Raw genomic sequence first — 14,861 nt, forward strand, 5'->3', positions numbered from 1 at the left:
GATCAGGGAGGGACACCCAAGGGGCGCGGGGGAACTGCGCAATCCGGATGGGGCTCACGCACGAACCGGGGTGACCCTGGTCCATTCATGAGCCGCATCCGAATTGCGCAGTTCCCCCCCGGCCTTCGGCCGGGAGGTGCCCCCACGCGCCCCTGACGGGTCTACCGCTCAGGCCCAGGACGTCCCGGTGAGGCGCTCGTAGGCCTCGATGTACTTGGCGCGGGTCCGCTCGACGATCTCGGCGGGCAGGGCCGGCGGCGGCTCCTCGCCGGTGCGGTCCCAGCCGGACTCCGGCGAGGCCAGCCAGTTGCGGATGATCTGCTTGTCGAAGGACGGCTGGACCTGGCCCGGCTGCCACTCGTCGGCGGGCCAGAAGCGGGAGGAGTCCGGCGTCAGCACCTCGTCGCCGATGATCAGCTCGCCGTCCAGCAGACCGAACTCGAACTTGGTGTCGGCGAGGATGATCCCCCGATCGCGGGCGATGTCCCGGGCCCGGGCGTACACCGCGAGGGTGGTCTGCCGCAGGGTGGCGGCCAGCTCGGCCCCCAGGCGGCGGGCGGTCTCCTCGTAGGGGACGTTCTCGTCGTGCTCGCCGACCTCGGCCTTGAGGGCCGGGGTGTAGATCGGGGCGGGCAGCTCGGAGCCGTCCTCCAGGCCGTCGGGGAGGGCGATGCCGCAGACGGTGCGGGAGTCCCGGTACTCGACGAGGCCGGAGCCGGTCAGGTAGCCGCGGGCGACGCACTCGACCGGCACCATCTCCAGGCTGCGGCAGATCAGCGTCCGGCCCTTCCAGTCCGCGGGGGCGCCGGCCGGCAGCTCGGTGGAGACCACGTGGTTGGGCACCAGGTCGGCGATCCGCTCGAACCACCACAGCGAGAGCTGGGTGAGGATGCGGCCCTTGTCCGGGATCTCGTTGGGCAGCACCCAGTCGAAGGCGGAGGTCCGGTCGCTGGCCACCATCACCAGGTCGCCGTTGGCGGCGCGGTACAGGTCGCGCACCTTGCCGGTGTGCAGGTGGACCAGGCCGGGAACCTGGACGGGCTCGGGCTTGGTGACAAATCCGCTCAAGGTCGTCTCGTCCTCAGGGAAGGGGGCTGACGGCCCGAGTCTTTCACGTCGGGCCGCCGGCCTCCTTGCAGAGGTGGTCGAGCAGGTTGGCGGTGGCCCGCTGGACGCGCTCGTCGGTGTGCCCGGGGCGGTCCAGCGCCGGCGACCAGGCGAAGGTGCCGGCGGCGAAGACGTACGCGCCGCTGGGCGCCCGGTAGAGCGAGGTCTGCTGGTGCCGCAGCCGCCCGGCGCTGTCGCGGTACGGGGAGTGGGCGAGCAGGGTCCGCTCGGTGTGGTCGGGCAGCGGCGCCCGCGGGTGGTAGTGGTCGGCCTCGCCGGCGACCAGGCCGGGCAGCGGGTCGCCGTCCTGGAGGCCGGTGCCGGCCCACAGCCAGTGGCCGGTGTTGCGGGCGATCATCGGGGCGGGCGAGGGGACCCGCCCGGCGTACTGGACGCCGAGCAGGGCCTGCTCCGGCTCGCCGGCCTCGCGCCAGAGCGCGCCCGGGGTGCCGGGCAGCCCGGCGGCCGGGTTGCCGACCGGGACCTTCTGCCGCTTGCGGCAGTTGAGCAGCCGGTTCGGCTCGCCGGACGGCCCCGGCGAGAGGTCGACCCGCCAGTACATGGTGTTGGCGGAGAGGAAGACCAGCGAGGTGCCGGTGTCGCGCGCGAACTCGACCGTCCGCCGCATCGGCTCGGACCAGTACTCGTCGTGCCCGGGGAAGACCATCGCGCGGTGGCGCTCCGGCTCGACCAGGCCGGCGTGCAGGTCGGTGGCGGTGGCGTAGGCCAGGTCGTAGCCGTACCGCTCGGCCCAGCGGATGAAGTCGTAGGCGTGGCCGACGTGCAGCGGCAGTCCGGCGCCGGCGTGCGGGCGGTCGAAGGAGACGGTGACGGCGGCCTCGGACTCGCCGACCAACCGGCCCTGCCCGTCCCAGGCGTGGTAGAGGCTGGCCCCGGTGTGCCCGTCCTCGGGGAAGAGGTTGTAGGCCTGCCAGGTCACGTCGGGCAGGACGAGCAGCAGGTCCGCCGGGTGCTCCGGGTCGGCGTCGCGGACGGTGAACGGGACGTGGCTGCGGTGCCGGTCGTCGGCGGTGGTGAGCACCGCGACGTACGCGCCGGGGCGCCAGTGCGCGGGGATGTGCAGCCGCCAGGACTGCCACCAGTGGTGGCAGGAGACCGTGCGGCCGACGACCAGCGGCGCGGCCTGGGCCAGGCCGGAGATCAGCGGGCTGGAGGTGACCTGGCGGGCGCCGTCGCCGCCGTAGTGGCCGATCCGGTAGACGTCCACGGTGAACTCGCGGGGCGGGTTCACCGTCACCCGGAAGTCCACCGAGCCGCCGGGCCGGACCACGCCGGCCGAGGCGAACCCCTTGATCTGCTGGTCGACGTCGTCGGCGTTGGCCGGGCTGTTCACCACCGGCGCGGGCCGGGGTGCGCTCAGCGGCTGCTGGCCCGGTGCGTCGACGCTGACGTACCACGGCACCCCGCCGTCGGCGAGGTACTGGTCGGGGCTGCGCAGCCACGGCAGCGGCCCCTGGCCGAAGGGGTCGGACACGCCGTGCGCCAGCGTGCCGGACTCCCAGCGGCGGTTGAGTTCCGTCCCCACGCGCCCCTCCCACGGTCGCCGGCGTCAGGCTCGGCGCGCCCGTCCGCGACTGGCATGTGCCACACGGATGTGCGTGCGGTCCAGCACACCACAGGTTGCTGGCACTGCGTCACCCCACCGTAGCAACTGGTAGGCAAGACGCCCGATTCCGCACCATTCGTCATCAACTGCGCACGGGGCGCGCGAGCCGCACGCCCGCCGTCTCCAACCAGCCTCGCAGCGGTGCGTCCTTGCCGAGTTCGACGGCCTGGCCGACCACCGCGACGAGGTCGGCCCGCCGTACGCCGCCCATCAGCAGCACCGGGCCGTCCAGCCAGTCCAGGCCGGCGACGGCGGCACCGGCGTCGACCACGGCGCAGCTGACCATCGCGGTGAGGTGGTCGGCGAGCAGGTCGCGGGCGTGGCGGCCGGGCGCGGTGTGGCCGCAGCGGCCGGCCAGCGCGGCGGCCAGGGCGTCTCCGCCGCCGCCTGCGAGCCGGGCGAGCACCCGTGCGAGCGGCGGGCCGTCGGCCCGCACGGCCCCCGGGCCGTCCAGGGCGGCCTGCAGCACGGCGGACTTGTCGCGCCAGCCGCGCACGGCGACCTCGCCCGGGTAGGCGTCCCATTCGAGCGGCTGCCAGCCGCCGGGCGGCACCTGGTGGAGCAGGTCGGCGGCGAGCAGCGAGACGGCGGCGTCCACCCGGCCCGGCTCCTCCAGCAGGTCGCAGGCGGGCCGGTCGCCGAGGCGGGTCTCGTAGCCGTCGGCGAGCCGGTCGCGGCGGGCCAGCTCGGTGAGCGCGGCGACCACGCCCGCGTTCAGGTGCTCGGGGTGGCGGCCGAGCCGCCAGGCGGGCAGCGCGACCCGGGTGAGCAGGCGGTCCCACCCCGCGTAGGCGAGGCCGACCTGCTCCTGGGCGGCGATCCGCATCCCGTAGTCGACCGCCCTGGCCTGGTGCGAGGCCCAGGCCGCCGCCGAGCGCTCCAGCTCGGCGGAGTGCGCGCGGCAGGCGCCGAGCAGCAGGCGGTTGATCCGGTCGATCACTGCGGCCGGGCCGCGGTGCGGCTCGCCGAGCGCAGCGTCCAGACTGCGGACGAAGCGCCGGGCGGCGGCGACGTCGGTGTCGGCGGCGACGGCGGTGCCCGCCACCACGGGGGCGAGCAGGGCGCGGAGCTCACCGGCCCGCATCCACCACAGGAAGGGCGAGCCGATCACCAGGACGGGCGCCGGGTGCGGGGTGCCCCGGCGGTGCGGGCCGGCGGGCTCCTCCAGCCAGCTGTCGCAGTCCGGGGTCAGCGCGATCCCGGAGGGCACGGGCACCTCCAGGCGCTCGGCGAGGTCGACCAGCAGCCGGTAGAGCTCGGGCGCCTCCTCCGGGCGGACCGGGACGGCCGGGGTGGCCGGCGGCACCGCCGTGCGGTGCGAGCGGTGCACCAGCCAGCCGGTCACCAGCGCCAGGACGGCGACGGCGGCCACCGCCCAGCGGACGGCGTCCCACGTGCCGCCGTCGGGCGAGCCCGGCGCGCCGATCCGGCCGGTGAGACGGCCCGCCAGCAGCACGACGGCCAGGGCGGCGGGGACAACGGTGGCGGCCAGGGCCCAGCCACGGATTCGCAGCACGGCCTGGGCATGCGCGCGTGCGGCGTCGACAGCGGCCATTCGGCGCGGCACCCCCTTCGGAGCGGTCGGAGGCCAGTGGGCCGGGGCCGGCAGGACCGACGGGACCGGTGGCCGAGGCGTCCGAGCGACTCGAAATGATCAGTATCCGACCGGGACTCGGCGGCAGCCGCCCCCGGTTGTGCATCCTGCATGGCTCTTCTGACAGTTTTGACGCCCTCGTGCAGATGGGTGTTCCGGATCGCACCGCTTTCCACTCGTCCTGGTGACGGCGCGAACGATCCGGACGCCCCCAGCATCCCCCCGGGAGCGTCGCCCCACCCGGCGGCGGTACCGCGGGTGACGCGGTCCGGCACCGCAGGCAAGCGCGATTCAGCGCACCCTACGACCGGAGCGCCGGTTGCGTCAGCCGGATGCCCCATGAGTCACCCGAAGGGCTGGATTCCCGGCTTCGGGGAACCTCCGGAGGTCCGCCGAACGGGTCGAGAAACGCCCGAGGGCGCTGCGCCCATGGGGGTGTCCCCGCGGAGGCAGCGCCCTCGGCGCCGTCGACGGCCGTGCGCTACTGCGCGGCCTTCAGCGCGATGTCGGTGCGGTGGTGCGAGCCCTTGAGCGAGATCTTCGCGACCCCGCGGTAGGCCCGCTCGCGGGCCTCGGCGATGTCGGCGCCGGTCGCGGTGACCGACAGCACGCGGCCGCCGGCGCTGAGCACCTCGCCGCCCTCGCCCGCCCGGGTGCCGGCGTGCAGCACGTGGGTGTGCTCGTCGGCGACCTCGGCCAGGCCCTCGATCGGGTCACCGGTGCGCGGCGCGGCCGGGTAGCCCTCGGAGGCCACGACCACGGTCACCGCGGCGCCCTCGTCCCAGCGCAGCGGCTCCAGGCCGGCCAGCGTGCCCTCGGCGGCGGCCAGCAGCACGCCGGCCAGCGGGGTGCGCAGCCGGGCCAGCACGACCTGGGTCTCCGGGTCGCCGAAGCGGGCGTTGAACTCGATCACGCGGGTGCCGCGCGAGGTCAGCGCGAGGCCCGCGTAGAGCAGGCCGGAGAACGGGGTGCCGCGGCGGCGCAGCTCGTCCACGGTCGGCTGCAGGACGGTGGCGAGCACCTCGTCGACCAGGCCCTCGGGGGCCCAGGGCAGCGGCGAGTAGGCGCCCATGCCGCCGGTGTTGGGGCCCTCGTCGCCGTCCAGGGCGCGCTTGAAGTCCTGGGCGGGGACGAGCGGCAGCACGGTGGTGCCGTCGGTGATCGCGAAGAGCGACACCTCGGGGCCGTCGAGGTACTCCTCGATCACCACGCGCTCGCAGGCCGCGGCGTGCTCCAGCGCGGCCTCGCGGTCGGAGGTGACCACGACGCCCTTGCCGGCGGCCAGGCCGTCGTCCTTGACCACGTACGGGGCGCCGAAGGCGTCCAGCGCGGCGGCCGCCTCCTCGGCGGTGGTGCAGACGTACGAGCGGGCGGTCGGCACGCCGGCGGCGGCCATCACGTCCTTGGCGAAGGCCTTGGAGCCCTCCAGCTGCGCCGCCTCGGCGGACGGGCCGAAGACGGGGATGCCGGCCGCGCGCAGCGGGTCGGCGACGCCGGCCACCAGCGGGGCCTCGGGGCCGACCACCACCAGGTCGGCGGCGAGCTCCCGGGCCAGGGCGGTGACGGCCGCGCCGTCCAGCTGGTCGACCGGGTGCACCGTGGCGACCTGCGAGATCCCGGCGTTGCCCGGGGCGCAGTGCAGCTCGGTGACGGCGGGATCGAGGGACAGTGAGCGGCACAGGGCGTGTTCGCGGGCGCCGCCGCCGATTACGAGGACCTTCACGTTTGGCAAGGGTAGTCGGTGGCCGGATCCGTGCTCGTGCCGCCGGGGTGCCGACCGTGGCGAAACCTCCAATGCTGCCGCTTTTCGGCGCATCCGATCTAGAGGATCGTCCAATCCGGAGGGGGCCGGGGCGACCACCGGGCGCCGCCGCAGGCCGCGGGTCATGTCCGCGGGCCCGCCGGGCCTCGCTCGGAAGAGTGAAATCTCGCCGCCCGACGAAACCCTCTCACCTCGGCTTCCGGACCCGAATTCGGATAACGATCACAGCCGAAGCACCCCCACGGTAAGCCATTTGGGGGTAAGAAGTGCTGATGGACGAGAACCGGCGGACTGCCGGAGCACGGCACCATGGGCGGCTCACACCACCCGCGCACGGAGCCATGTCCGACGATGCGTCGGTTCGACGCACCGTCAGCCGGGCGTCCAGCCAGGACTGCACTGTCACCCGCCACAGGGAGCCCCACAGGTGAGCCAGCCGGAAATGCAACCCGAGGAGAGCCCCTGGGGCAAGGACGTCGGTGAGGAGGACCAGCCCTCCCCGGCGTCGGCCGGCCGCACTCCGACGCGCCGCCGCACCGACCTGAGCGCCCGTCAGTTCCCGCTCGGTGACTGGGGCGAGCCCGCCGAGCGACTGGAGGAGCTCTACCGCTGGTCCGAGGAACGGGCCGTGGAGGCGATCGACTGGTACCGCAAGGACCGTGTCTGGAAGCGGCGTTGGGCCCGGCTGCTGCGCTTCGGCGCCGCGGTGTCCGGGGTCGCCGGGGTGAGCGCCCCGCTGGTCGGCACGACCGGCGTGCTGGACGGCGCCGCCGGCTGGGGCTACGTGGGCCTCGCGATGTCGGCCGCCTGCCTGCTGACCGACCGCGGCTTCGGCCTGACCTCCGGCTGGATGCGGGACGTCTCCACCGCGCAGGCGCTGCAGCGGCGACTGGAGGCCTTCCAGTTCGACTGGGCCTCGGAGTGCGTCCGCGAGGTGCTCGGCCCCACCGAGGGCACCGCGGGCGAGGCCGCCGAGCGCTGCCTCGGCGTGCTGCGGCGGTTCTGCGAGGACGTCTCCGACATGGTCCGCGCCGAGACCTCGGAGTGGATGCTGGAGTTCCGCGCGACGATGACCCAGCTGCCCACCCAGGCACCGGGCGTCTGGGGCGGCCGCTCCGAGGGCGGGATCGGCGCCCAGGTGCGGGTGCTGCCGCCGCCCGGCACCCGGCCCACCATGCCGCGCCAGCGCCCGCCGGAGGGACCGCTGCGCTGACCGCGCGCACCGACAGCAGAGGGCGGGCCCGCCGGGCCCGCCCTTCCGTGTGCCGGCCGAGGCCCCGGCTCGGGCTCAGGCTCGGGCTCAGGCGAAGACGATCATCGAGCCCTGGGTGACGCTGCGGGTCGCCGCCGCGTACAGGCCGGCCCAGGCGTGCCGCTCCCGCGCGAACGGGTGGTGCGCCTCGTCCAGCGGCGGGGCGAAGGGCTGCTCGAGGCCGGTCGGCGAGAGCGGCCGGGTCGGCGCCGGCGGTTCGAGCACGTCGATGCCCAACACCGGCGCCACCGCCTGCAGTTCGCGCAGCAGACCGTACGAGGAGCCGAGCGGGCCGCCGGTCGCCAGCAGCGCGTCGTCGACCAGCGGGACGGGGAACTCCACCGGGACGTACGCCCCGGCGTGGTCGAAGTGCCAGACCAGGTGCGACTGTTCGGCGGTGGACTCGAACATCTCCAGCAGCTGCTCGTAGTCGCCGCCGAGCGCGTCCACCGGGGTGATCTGGAAGCCGGTCACGCCCAACAGGTAGGCGCGGCGCAGGAAGTGGAGCGAGTCGTAGTCGAAGGCGGCTATCGGCTCGACCTCACCGGTGATGCCGGGCGCGTAGCCGTGCACCGGGACCTCGGGCAGCCCGTGGCCGGCCAGCACCGCGTTGTAGCGGACGAGGTCGTCCCGGAAGGGGTTCTCGGGGTTGTAGGTGAGGACGTCCACGAGCGGGACGAGCCAGAGGTCGCAGGCCATGGCCGGCTCATCCTCTCCGGGGGTCGGACGCGGCGCGCGCGCCGCCGACGGTGGTCGGGGAACGAGCGCCCACCCTACCGGTGCCCCGCCGGGCCCACGGGGCCGAGGACGACGTCCCCGCTCAGGACGGAGAGGTGCGGCCCGGCACCGGGCCGGAGGGGCGGACCGGCCGCCCGAAGCGCCCGGGCGGCACCGACCGGGGCGGCGGGACCCGGGTGGCCTCCTCCGCCACCGCGGCCGGAGCGGCGGGGACGGCCGGGGCCGGGGCGGCGGCCGGCGGGCCCGGCTCGGAGGCGCTCGCGAGCGGCGCACGCAGCAGCGCCGCCACCGGCACCGCGTCGGTCTCCTCGCCCGCCAGCCGGCCCAGCAGCTCCAGCGTGAACAGGTTGTAGTCGTTGACCACCCGGTGCGCCCCGGACAGGTCGCGGGCCTCGATCCGGTCGACCAGGTCGCCGTGCCGGTCCCAGCAGACCCCGCCCAGGTCCCCCACCTGCCGCAGGTAGGGGGCGGCGAACATCCAGGACTGCACCCGCAGCCAGCCGAGGTAGTCGGCGATCCGGGCGTTCCCGAGCAGGGCTGCGGCCTCCTGCCAGAACCGCAGGTCGCAGCCGACCAGCACGTCCAGCTGGCCCTGCCGGGAGGCGCGGGCGGCGGCGTCGGCCCGGCGGCGCAGCGAGGGCATCCGGGACCAGTCGTAGCTCCCGGAACCCCGGGCCGGGTGCGCGGTGAGCCGGCGCATCGCGCTGTCGGTGAGCAGGGTGCGCGCCTCGAAGATCTCCACGAAGTCCCGCCAGGTGAAGGCGGGGACGGTGAAGCCCCGGTGGTGCTCGGTGCGCAGCAGCCCCTGGGCGGCGAGGTCGACCATCGCCTCGCGGGCCGGGGTCGCGGACACCCCGTAGAGGTCGGCGATCTCCTTGACGGTGAAGTTCCGGCCGGCGGCGAGCCGGCCGGCCATCATCTCCTCGCGCAGCGCGTCGGCGATCTGCTCGCGCAGGCTGTTGCGCTGGATCGGGGGACGGGCGGCACCGGTGCCGTACATGCGGGCCACCCCTCCTCGGCGGGCGTCACGGGGCCAGCGCGGAAGGCGGTGGCGGCCCATCTTCTCAAAGTCGCCCCCGGGGTGCACAAGTACCCCATCACGCCCATAACCGGACAGCGGACACCGGCTGCCGGGCAGCGGGTGTCCGCCGCACCGGCCGGGCGGACGGGGACGGTACGCCGGGGCGGGCGGCGGCGGCCTGGTGTCAGTGCTGGACGGGCGTCAGCGCTGGACGGGCGCGGGGATGCCGAGCAGCCGGTCGCGGTGCACCGGGAAGTCGGCGCGGGCCTTGCCGACCTCCGCCGGGTCGAACTCCACGGTGAGCACCTCCTCGTCCGGGCCGGCCTCGCCGAGCACCCGGCCCCACGGGTCCACCACCAGGCTGTGCCCGGCCTGCGGGACCCCGCCGTGGGTGCCCGCGGTGTTGCAGGCCAGCACGAACGCCTGCTCCTCGACGGCCCGGGCACGGGCCAGCAGCGTCCAGTGCTCGCGGCGGCGCTCCGGCCACGCGGCCGGCACCACGAGCAGCTCGGCGCCGTCGTCCAGCAGGGCCCGGAACAGCTCGGGGAAGCGCAGGTCGTAGCAGGTGGCGAGGCCGAGCCGGCCGAGGTCGGTGGCGGCGGTGACGATCTCCTGGCCCGCACCCATCGCGACCGCCTCACCGCTGTCGAAGCCGAAGCGGTGGATCTTCCGGTAGGTGTGGGTGAGGGTGCCGTCCGGCGCGAACAGCAGCGAGGTGTTGTAGATCGGGCCGTCCGGATCGCGTTCGACGATCGAACCGGCGTGCAGCCACACCCGGGTCGCCCGGGCGGCCGCCGACATGGCCTCGGCGGTGGGTCCGTCCAGGGGCTCGGCCCCGGTCGCCCACGCCTCGTAGGCGAAGCCGCCGAGCGCCCACAGCTCCGGCAGCACCACCAGGTCCGCGCCCTCCTGGGCCCTGACCAGCGCCGCGGCGCGGGACCGCCGCTCGGCGGGCGGCTCGGAATCGGAGACCGCGAGTTGGATCAATGAAGCGCGCACAGTACCACCGTCCACGGCAAGAGTCCTACGATCATCACCCGAAAGCGCTGCCCTGCTGTGACCCGACAGCGTAACGTGCGGGTAGCGCTTGCGCCCCCAGGTCCCGGCGGCGGCCGGCGGGGCGTGTTGGAAGCTGACGGAGGGCCGGAGATACCCGTGACGGACAACCAGACCGTGCAGGCTTACACCGACGCGTGGACGCAGTCCATCGAGTCCGTGGCCGAGCTGCTGGCCCCGCTGCCGACCGACTCCTGGAACCGGCCCACCGAATGCCCCGGCTGGTCGGTCCGCGACATCGTCTCGCACATCATCGCCGTCGAGTCGGAGCTGCTCGGCGACCCCCGGCCGATCCACTCCCTCCCCCGCGACCTGCGGCACGTCACCAGCGAGTTCGCCCGCTACGTCGAGCTGCCGGTCGACAAGCGCCGCTGCCACACGCCGGTGGAGATCACCAGCGAGCTGGAGTACACGGTCATCCGCCGCTCGCGCGCCCTGCGCAACGCCCGCCAGCAGCCGGAGGACCTCGTCCGCTGGCCGGCCGGCCCGCTCTCCCGGGACATCAGCTACACCGAACTGCTGCGCAACCGCGCCTTCGACGTCTGGGTGCACGAGCAGGACCTGCGCCGCGCCCTGCGGGTGCCCGGCAACCTGGACTCCCCCGGTGCGGTGGTCGCCCGCGACTACCTGGTCCAGGGGCTGCCCAAGGTGGTCGCCAAGCTCGCCGGCGCACCGGCCGGCACCACGGTGGTCTTCGACGTCAGCGGCCCGCTGGAGTTCCTGCGCACCGTCCGGGTCGACGCCGTCGGCCACGGCAGCGTGGACACCTCCGTCGGCCTCGCCCCCGACGTCCAGTTCCACCTGGACTGGGAGACCTACCTCCGGCTCGCCTGCGGCCGGGTCCGCCCCGAGATCGCCGCGCACGCCGTCCGCGTCGACGGCGACACCGAACTCGCCGCGCGCATCCTGGCCCACTTCGCCCTGACCCCCTGACACCCCCGCCCCGGCCCTTTCGGGGCCGCCCCTGGCGCACGCCCCCGCGCGCGGGTGGCGCACGTCCTCGTACCCCCGTACGACGCCTGCCGACCGCCACATCATGCGTTCGGACTCGTTGATGTGTGCAGAACCCATCACCGAGAGTGAAGGAGGGGCGGTATGCACGACGAGACCGACATGGTGTTGGTGCCGTCGAGCTTCCCGATCACGGGGCAGCCGATCAGGGTGGTGATGATCGACGGGGAGCCGTGGTTCGTCACCGCGGACGTGTGCAGGATCCTCGGGTTGACCAACCCGAGCGAGGCCGTGAGGAGCCTCGACAGCGTCCGCGTCCGGCGGGTAGACCTTCGGGTGATTACCCTCAGCCCGGCTGAGGGTATTGACGTTTCTGCAGGTGGAAAACCCTATGGGCGCGGCAACCCAGTGGTCGGTGTAGTGGACGAAGCCGGCCTGTACCGGCTGATCCTGCGGTCCGCCAAGCCGGCCGCCCAGCCCTTCCAGGAGTGGATCACCGGGGACCTGCTGCCTTCGATCAGGCGCGGTGACTTCGACCTCGGCCACCATCGGGCGCGGATGGCCGGGACCCTGGCCGAAGCGGTCGGGGAGCAGGTGGAGATCCTCACCGACGTCACGCGGGGTGACGGCATCGGCGCCCACGTCCGCTCGGACGGCACGGTGCACTGCCGGCACGGCGAGATGGAGTTCCGGGTGCCGGGCCGCGGCGAGGACAGCGGGCCGCCCTTCGGCCCGTACTACAGCTGCCCGAGCGTGGAGCGGGTCGGGATCCGCGGGAGCGTGGTGCTGCCGCGCTGCCCGCGGCTGAAGCTGGTCGAGCTGATCCGGCACCTGGCCGAGACCGGCCGCCGCAACCACCCGGGCGGCACCGTCCGGTGCGAGCTCGGCCGGGTCACCTTCTCGGGGGCGCCGCTCGACATCGCGGACCTGCTCCGGGAGATCGGCGAGGCCTAAGTGGTGACCCTCAGCCGAAGGCAGGGGTTCTGACCTGTGGAAACGCCAATACCCTCACGTGAAGTGAGGGTATTGGCGTTCTCTCAGTGCCCCGCCCTGCGGCGGAGGCGGAGGATCATCGCGGTGCCGACCGCCAGTGGCACGTACTGCCAGCAGAAGGCCCAGCGGTAGGCCTCGGCGGAGTGGGTGCCGTCGGCGCCGGCGAGGGCGTCGAGCAGGACGCCGATGCCGAGCAGGGTGACGACGGCGCCGACGAAGCCGCCCATGTTGGCGATGCCGGAGGCGGTGCCGAGCCGTTCGGCGGGGTTGTGGGAGCGGGCGTAGTCGAGGCCGACCAGTGAGGCGGGGCCGTTGCTGCCCATGACGGTGATCAGCACCACCAGCAGCCAGAGCGGCGGTCGTCCGCCGGGCCAGCCGAGGGCGGAGGCCCAGCAGAGCGCGGTGGCGGTGATCACCGCGAGGGTGAGCGGCATCCGGCTGCGCGGGCTGCGGGAGACCGTCCGGCCGAAGAGCAGTGCGAAGGCCATGTTGCTGACCACCAGCAGGGTGAGCATCCCGCCGGCGGCGGTGCGGCTCATGCCCTGGCCCTCGACCAGGTAGGGCATGCCCCAGAGCAGGCCGAAGGCGCTGGCGGGGAAGGCGGTGGTGAAGTGCACCCACAGCCCCAGCCGGGTGCCGGGTTCGGCCCAGGCGTCCCGGATCTGTCGGCCGACGGACGTGGTGGGGGCGGGGGTGCTGCGGCGGGTCCGGCGGTCGTGCCCGGGCCCCTCCCGCAGGACGAGTCCGACGAGCGCGAAGATCCCGGCGCCGGCCAGGGCGATGGCGGCGAAGGTGGCCGTCCAGCCCTGTTCGTGCAGGGCCCGGGCGAGGACGACCGTGGTGACCAGGTTGCCGCCGACCCCGACCAGGCCGGTGAGCTGGGCGATCAGCGGGTTGCGGGCGGCCGGGAACCAGTGCGCGGCGATCCGGAGCACGCTGATGAAGGTCATGGCGTCGCCGCAGCCGAGCACGGCCCGGGAGGCGAGGGCCGGGCCGAAGGAGGTGGCGAAGGCGAAGGCCAGCTGCCCGGTGCTCATCAGCAGGACGCCCAGCAGCAGCACCCGCCGGGCGCCCTGGCGGTCCACGAGCAGGCCGACCGGGATCTGCATGGCGGCGTAGACCAGCACCTGGAGGATGGCGAAGGTGGAGAGGGCGGAGGCCCCGATCCCGAAGCGGGCGGCGGCGTCGAGGCCGGCGACGCCGAGGCTGGTGCGGTGGACGACCGCCAGGAGGTAGACCGAGGCGCCGACGGCCCAGGCCGCCCAGGCGGCACGGCCGCCGGGCGGGACGGGACGGACGAGGGGCTGCGGCGGGACGAGGGGGGACGGGGGACGGGTGGTGCCGACGGGGTCCGCGCTCATGGCCCCTGAGCCTAGTCATCCCATGACCGGATCAATCCGGCAGGGTACGAACCGGGTCCGCGCCGCGGGCGCGCCACGGACGCCCCCGGACGCACCACGGACCGCCACCAGCGCGCCGGTCAGCCGGTCAGCCGGTCAGCCGGTCAGCCGGTCAGCGTCCAGCTCACCGTGCGGGTCATGAAGCGGTCCCGGAACGCCTCGTCGCGCACCCAGTCGGTGGTGTCGCGGACGGTCGCGGTGACGGTGGCGCGGGCGCCGGGTGCGAGCGTCAGGCCGGCGGTGTCCAGCCAGGTGCCGCCGGGGGCCGCCACCCGCCGCCCGTTCACCGTCCATTCGACGGCCAACTGGCGCGTCCCCTCCAGGGGCACCGCGCTCACCTGGAGCCTCGGCCGCCCGGTGACCACGCCGGGCGTGGGCGAGGCGCCGTCCAGCGGCTTCACCCGGCGGTAGATCTGTTCGACGATCGCCTCGCGCGAGGGCAGGTTGTACTGCCCGCCGAGGGTGCGCATCACGGAGTCGGCGGTGGGCCGGTAGAGGCCGTTGGCACTGCGGTAGGCGCCCACCACACCGCCGCCGTCCGGCGAGGTGGCGCCGAGCCAGCGCCACCACTTGGTGTGGGTCCGCAGCATCTCGTCGGCGTCGACGGCCGAGAGGTTGGCGTAGTCGGGGTCGTCGGGGGCGCTGTCGTACTCGTCACCGAGGTCGCCGACGGTGTGGCCGATCTCGTGCTGGATGATCCGGCCGGCGTCGGGGCTGCCGCCGGCCAGGGTGGTGACGCCGGTGCCGCCCGCGCCGCCGTACTCCTCGGAGTTCGCGAGCGCTATCAGGAACTGCGGTCCGGCGTCCTCGCCGGCGTAGCGGGCGGTCGCGGACTCGTCGGCGCAGAGCAGCCGGGCGGTGCCCTCGCACCAGAAGTGCATGCCCAGCGGGGTGTCGGTGGGTCGGCCGTCCTCGGCCTCGGCTATGCCGGCGACCGGGGAGACCACCTCGACCCTCCGTATGTTGAAGAAGTTCTGGTAGGTGCGGAACGGCTCGATCTCCATCAGGGCCCGCCAGGCCCGGTCGGCCTGTTCCCGGAAGAGCGGCTGCTGGGCCGCGGTGTAGCCGTCGCCGAGCAGCACCAGGGTGATCCGGTTGGCCGGGTCGCCGACGCGCCGGATGTCGATGCTGGGGGCGGCACCGGGTGCCCGGAGGTCGATCCGGTTCTGGGCGGGCGGCGCACCGCGGTCGGTGAGCGGGCCGGCGGGCGGCCCTATCACCGCGGACGGAGCGGGGGCCGCGACCTCGAGCGCTGCGGGCAGCACGGCGGCCGACATCAGCACGAGCGCGGCCAGACTCCGGACGATCCGGCCAGGGTTGCCAGGCGGCATGCGGGTGCGTCCTCCGGGCTCCGGTCACC

12 protein-coding genes are annotated in these 14,861 nt (G+C 74.6%); 3 read left to right on the forward strand and 9 right to left on the reverse strand.

Translation table 11 applies throughout. From position 1 onward, the window contains the following. Nucleotides 1-168: 168 nt before the first annotated feature. The 4 genes from AB0442_RS22360 to purD all read right to left on the reverse strand — a co-directional run bounded on the left by AB0442_RS22360 (nt 169) and on the right by purD (nt 6,051). Nucleotides 169-1,068 (reverse strand): phosphoribosylaminoimidazolesuccinocarboxamide synthase, encoded by a 900-nt coding sequence (locus AB0442_RS22360; RefSeq protein WP_344622171.1) that lies wholly within the window; start codon nt 1,066-1,068, stop codon nt 169-171. A 43-nt stretch (nt 1,069-1,111) separates the two neighbouring features. Then, entirely contained in the window at nt 1,112-2,653 is a 1,542-nt protein-coding gene (locus tag AB0442_RS22365; RefSeq protein ID WP_366164766.1) for a N,N-dimethylformamidase beta subunit family domain-containing protein, read from the reverse strand. 163 nt (nt 2,654-2,816) lie between these two features. Beyond that, the gene (locus AB0442_RS22370; RefSeq protein ID WP_366164767.1) at nt 2,817-4,289 is read right to left on the reverse strand and encodes a hypothetical protein; all 1,473 of its coding nucleotides are present in this window, start codon (nt 4,287-4,289) and stop codon (nt 2,817-2,819) included. 520 nt (nt 4,290-4,809) lie between these two features. Beyond that, complete coding sequence (gene purD, locus AB0442_RS22375) at nt 4,810-6,051, reverse strand: phosphoribosylamine--glycine ligase (RefSeq protein WP_366164769.1); 1,242 nt, start codon at nt 6,049-6,051, stop codon at nt 4,810-4,812. Between the two features lie 481 nt (nt 6,052-6,532). Here purD and AB0442_RS22380 point away from each other — a divergent pair, with 481 nt between their 5' ends. Beyond that, complete coding sequence (locus AB0442_RS22380) at nt 6,533-7,303, forward strand: SLATT domain-containing protein (RefSeq protein ID WP_366164807.1); 771 nt, start codon at nt 6,533-6,535, stop codon at nt 7,301-7,303. Between the two features lie 87 nt (nt 7,304-7,390). Here the strand turns inward: AB0442_RS22380 and AB0442_RS22385 are convergent, their stop codons facing one another. The 3 genes from AB0442_RS22385 to AB0442_RS22395 form a co-directional block, all read right to left on the reverse strand. After that, nucleotides 7,391-8,041 carry a hypothetical protein gene (locus tag AB0442_RS22385; RefSeq protein ID WP_344622175.1) on the reverse strand — a complete coding sequence of 217 codons (651 nt, stop codon included), beginning with the start codon at nt 8,039-8,041 and terminating at the stop codon, nt 7,391-7,393. A 121-nt stretch (nt 8,042-8,162) separates the two neighbouring features. Next, nucleotides 8,163-9,080, reverse strand: a complete 918-nt coding sequence (locus AB0442_RS22390) for a GntR family transcriptional regulator (protein WP_366164772.1) — start codon at nt 9,078-9,080, stop codon at nt 8,163-8,165. A gap of 222 nt (nt 9,081-9,302) precedes the next feature. Continuing rightward, entirely contained in the window at nt 9,303-10,100 is a 798-nt protein-coding gene (locus tag AB0442_RS22395) for a carbon-nitrogen family hydrolase (protein WP_359984455.1), read from the reverse strand. Nucleotides 10,101-10,256: 156 nt separating this feature from the next. On the opposite strand from AB0442_RS22395, the gene AB0442_RS22400 reads away from it, so the two are divergent. Next, nucleotides 10,257-11,090: a maleylpyruvate isomerase family mycothiol-dependent enzyme gene (locus tag AB0442_RS22400; protein ID WP_366164774.1), complete on the forward strand. Its 834-nt coding sequence runs from the start codon at nt 10,257-10,259 to the stop codon at nt 11,088-11,090. A gap of 162 nt (nt 11,091-11,252) precedes the next feature. After that, nucleotides 11,253-12,062 (forward strand): Bro-N domain-containing protein, encoded by an 810-nt coding sequence (locus AB0442_RS22405; RefSeq protein ID WP_366164776.1) that lies wholly within the window; start codon nt 11,253-11,255, stop codon nt 12,060-12,062. Nucleotides 12,063-12,145: 83 nt separating this feature from the next. On the opposite strand, the gene AB0442_RS22410 is transcribed toward AB0442_RS22405, so the two are convergent. Both AB0442_RS22410 and AB0442_RS22415 read right to left on the reverse strand, forming a co-directional pair. Then, a complete protein-coding gene (locus AB0442_RS22410; RefSeq protein ID WP_366164778.1) occupies nt 12,146-13,462 on the reverse strand; it encodes an MFS transporter in 1,317 nt (438 codons plus the stop codon). A gap of 143 nt (nt 13,463-13,605) precedes the next feature. Continuing rightward, nucleotides 13,606-14,832, reverse strand: coding sequence for a M64 family metallopeptidase (locus AB0442_RS22415; protein WP_366164780.1), 1,227 nt, complete (start codon nt 14,830-14,832; stop codon nt 13,606-13,608). Nucleotides 14,833-14,861: the final 29 nt, after the last annotated feature.

This window comes from Kitasatospora sp. NPDC085895, assembly GCF_040702125.1.
In the GTDB taxonomy this organism is placed as follows: domain Bacteria; phylum Actinomycetota; class Actinomycetes; order Streptomycetales; family Streptomycetaceae; genus Kitasatospora; species Kitasatospora arboriphila.

Excerpts from the sequence above, each read along its gene's own strand:
- AB0442_RS22370 (WP_366164767.1), bottom strand. The coding sequence starts at position 4,289 with ATGGCCGCTGTCGACGCCGCACGCGCGCATGCCCAGGCCGTGCTGCGA.
- AB0442_RS22380 (WP_366164807.1), top strand. The coding sequence starts at position 6,533 with ATGCAACCCGAGGAGAGCCCCTGGGGCAAGGACGTCGGTGAGGAGGAC.
- AB0442_RS22385 (WP_344622175.1), bottom strand. The coding sequence starts at position 8,041 with ATGGCCTGCGACCTCTGGCTCGTCCCGCTCGTGGACGTCCTCACCTAC.
- AB0442_RS22390 (WP_366164772.1), bottom strand. The coding sequence starts at position 9,080 with ATGTACGGCACCGGTGCCGCCCGTCCCCCGATCCAGCGCAACAGCCTG.
- AB0442_RS22405 (WP_366164776.1), top strand. The coding sequence starts at position 11,253 with ATGCACGACGAGACCGACATGGTGTTGGTGCCGTCGAGCTTCCCGATC.
- AB0442_RS22410 (WP_366164778.1), bottom strand. The coding sequence starts at position 13,462 with ATGAGCGCGGACCCCGTCGGCACCACCCGTCCCCCGTCCCCCCTCGTC.
- AB0442_RS22415 (WP_366164780.1), bottom strand. The coding sequence starts at position 14,832 with ATGCCGCCTGGCAACCCTGGCCGGATCGTCCGGAGTCTGGCCGCGCTC.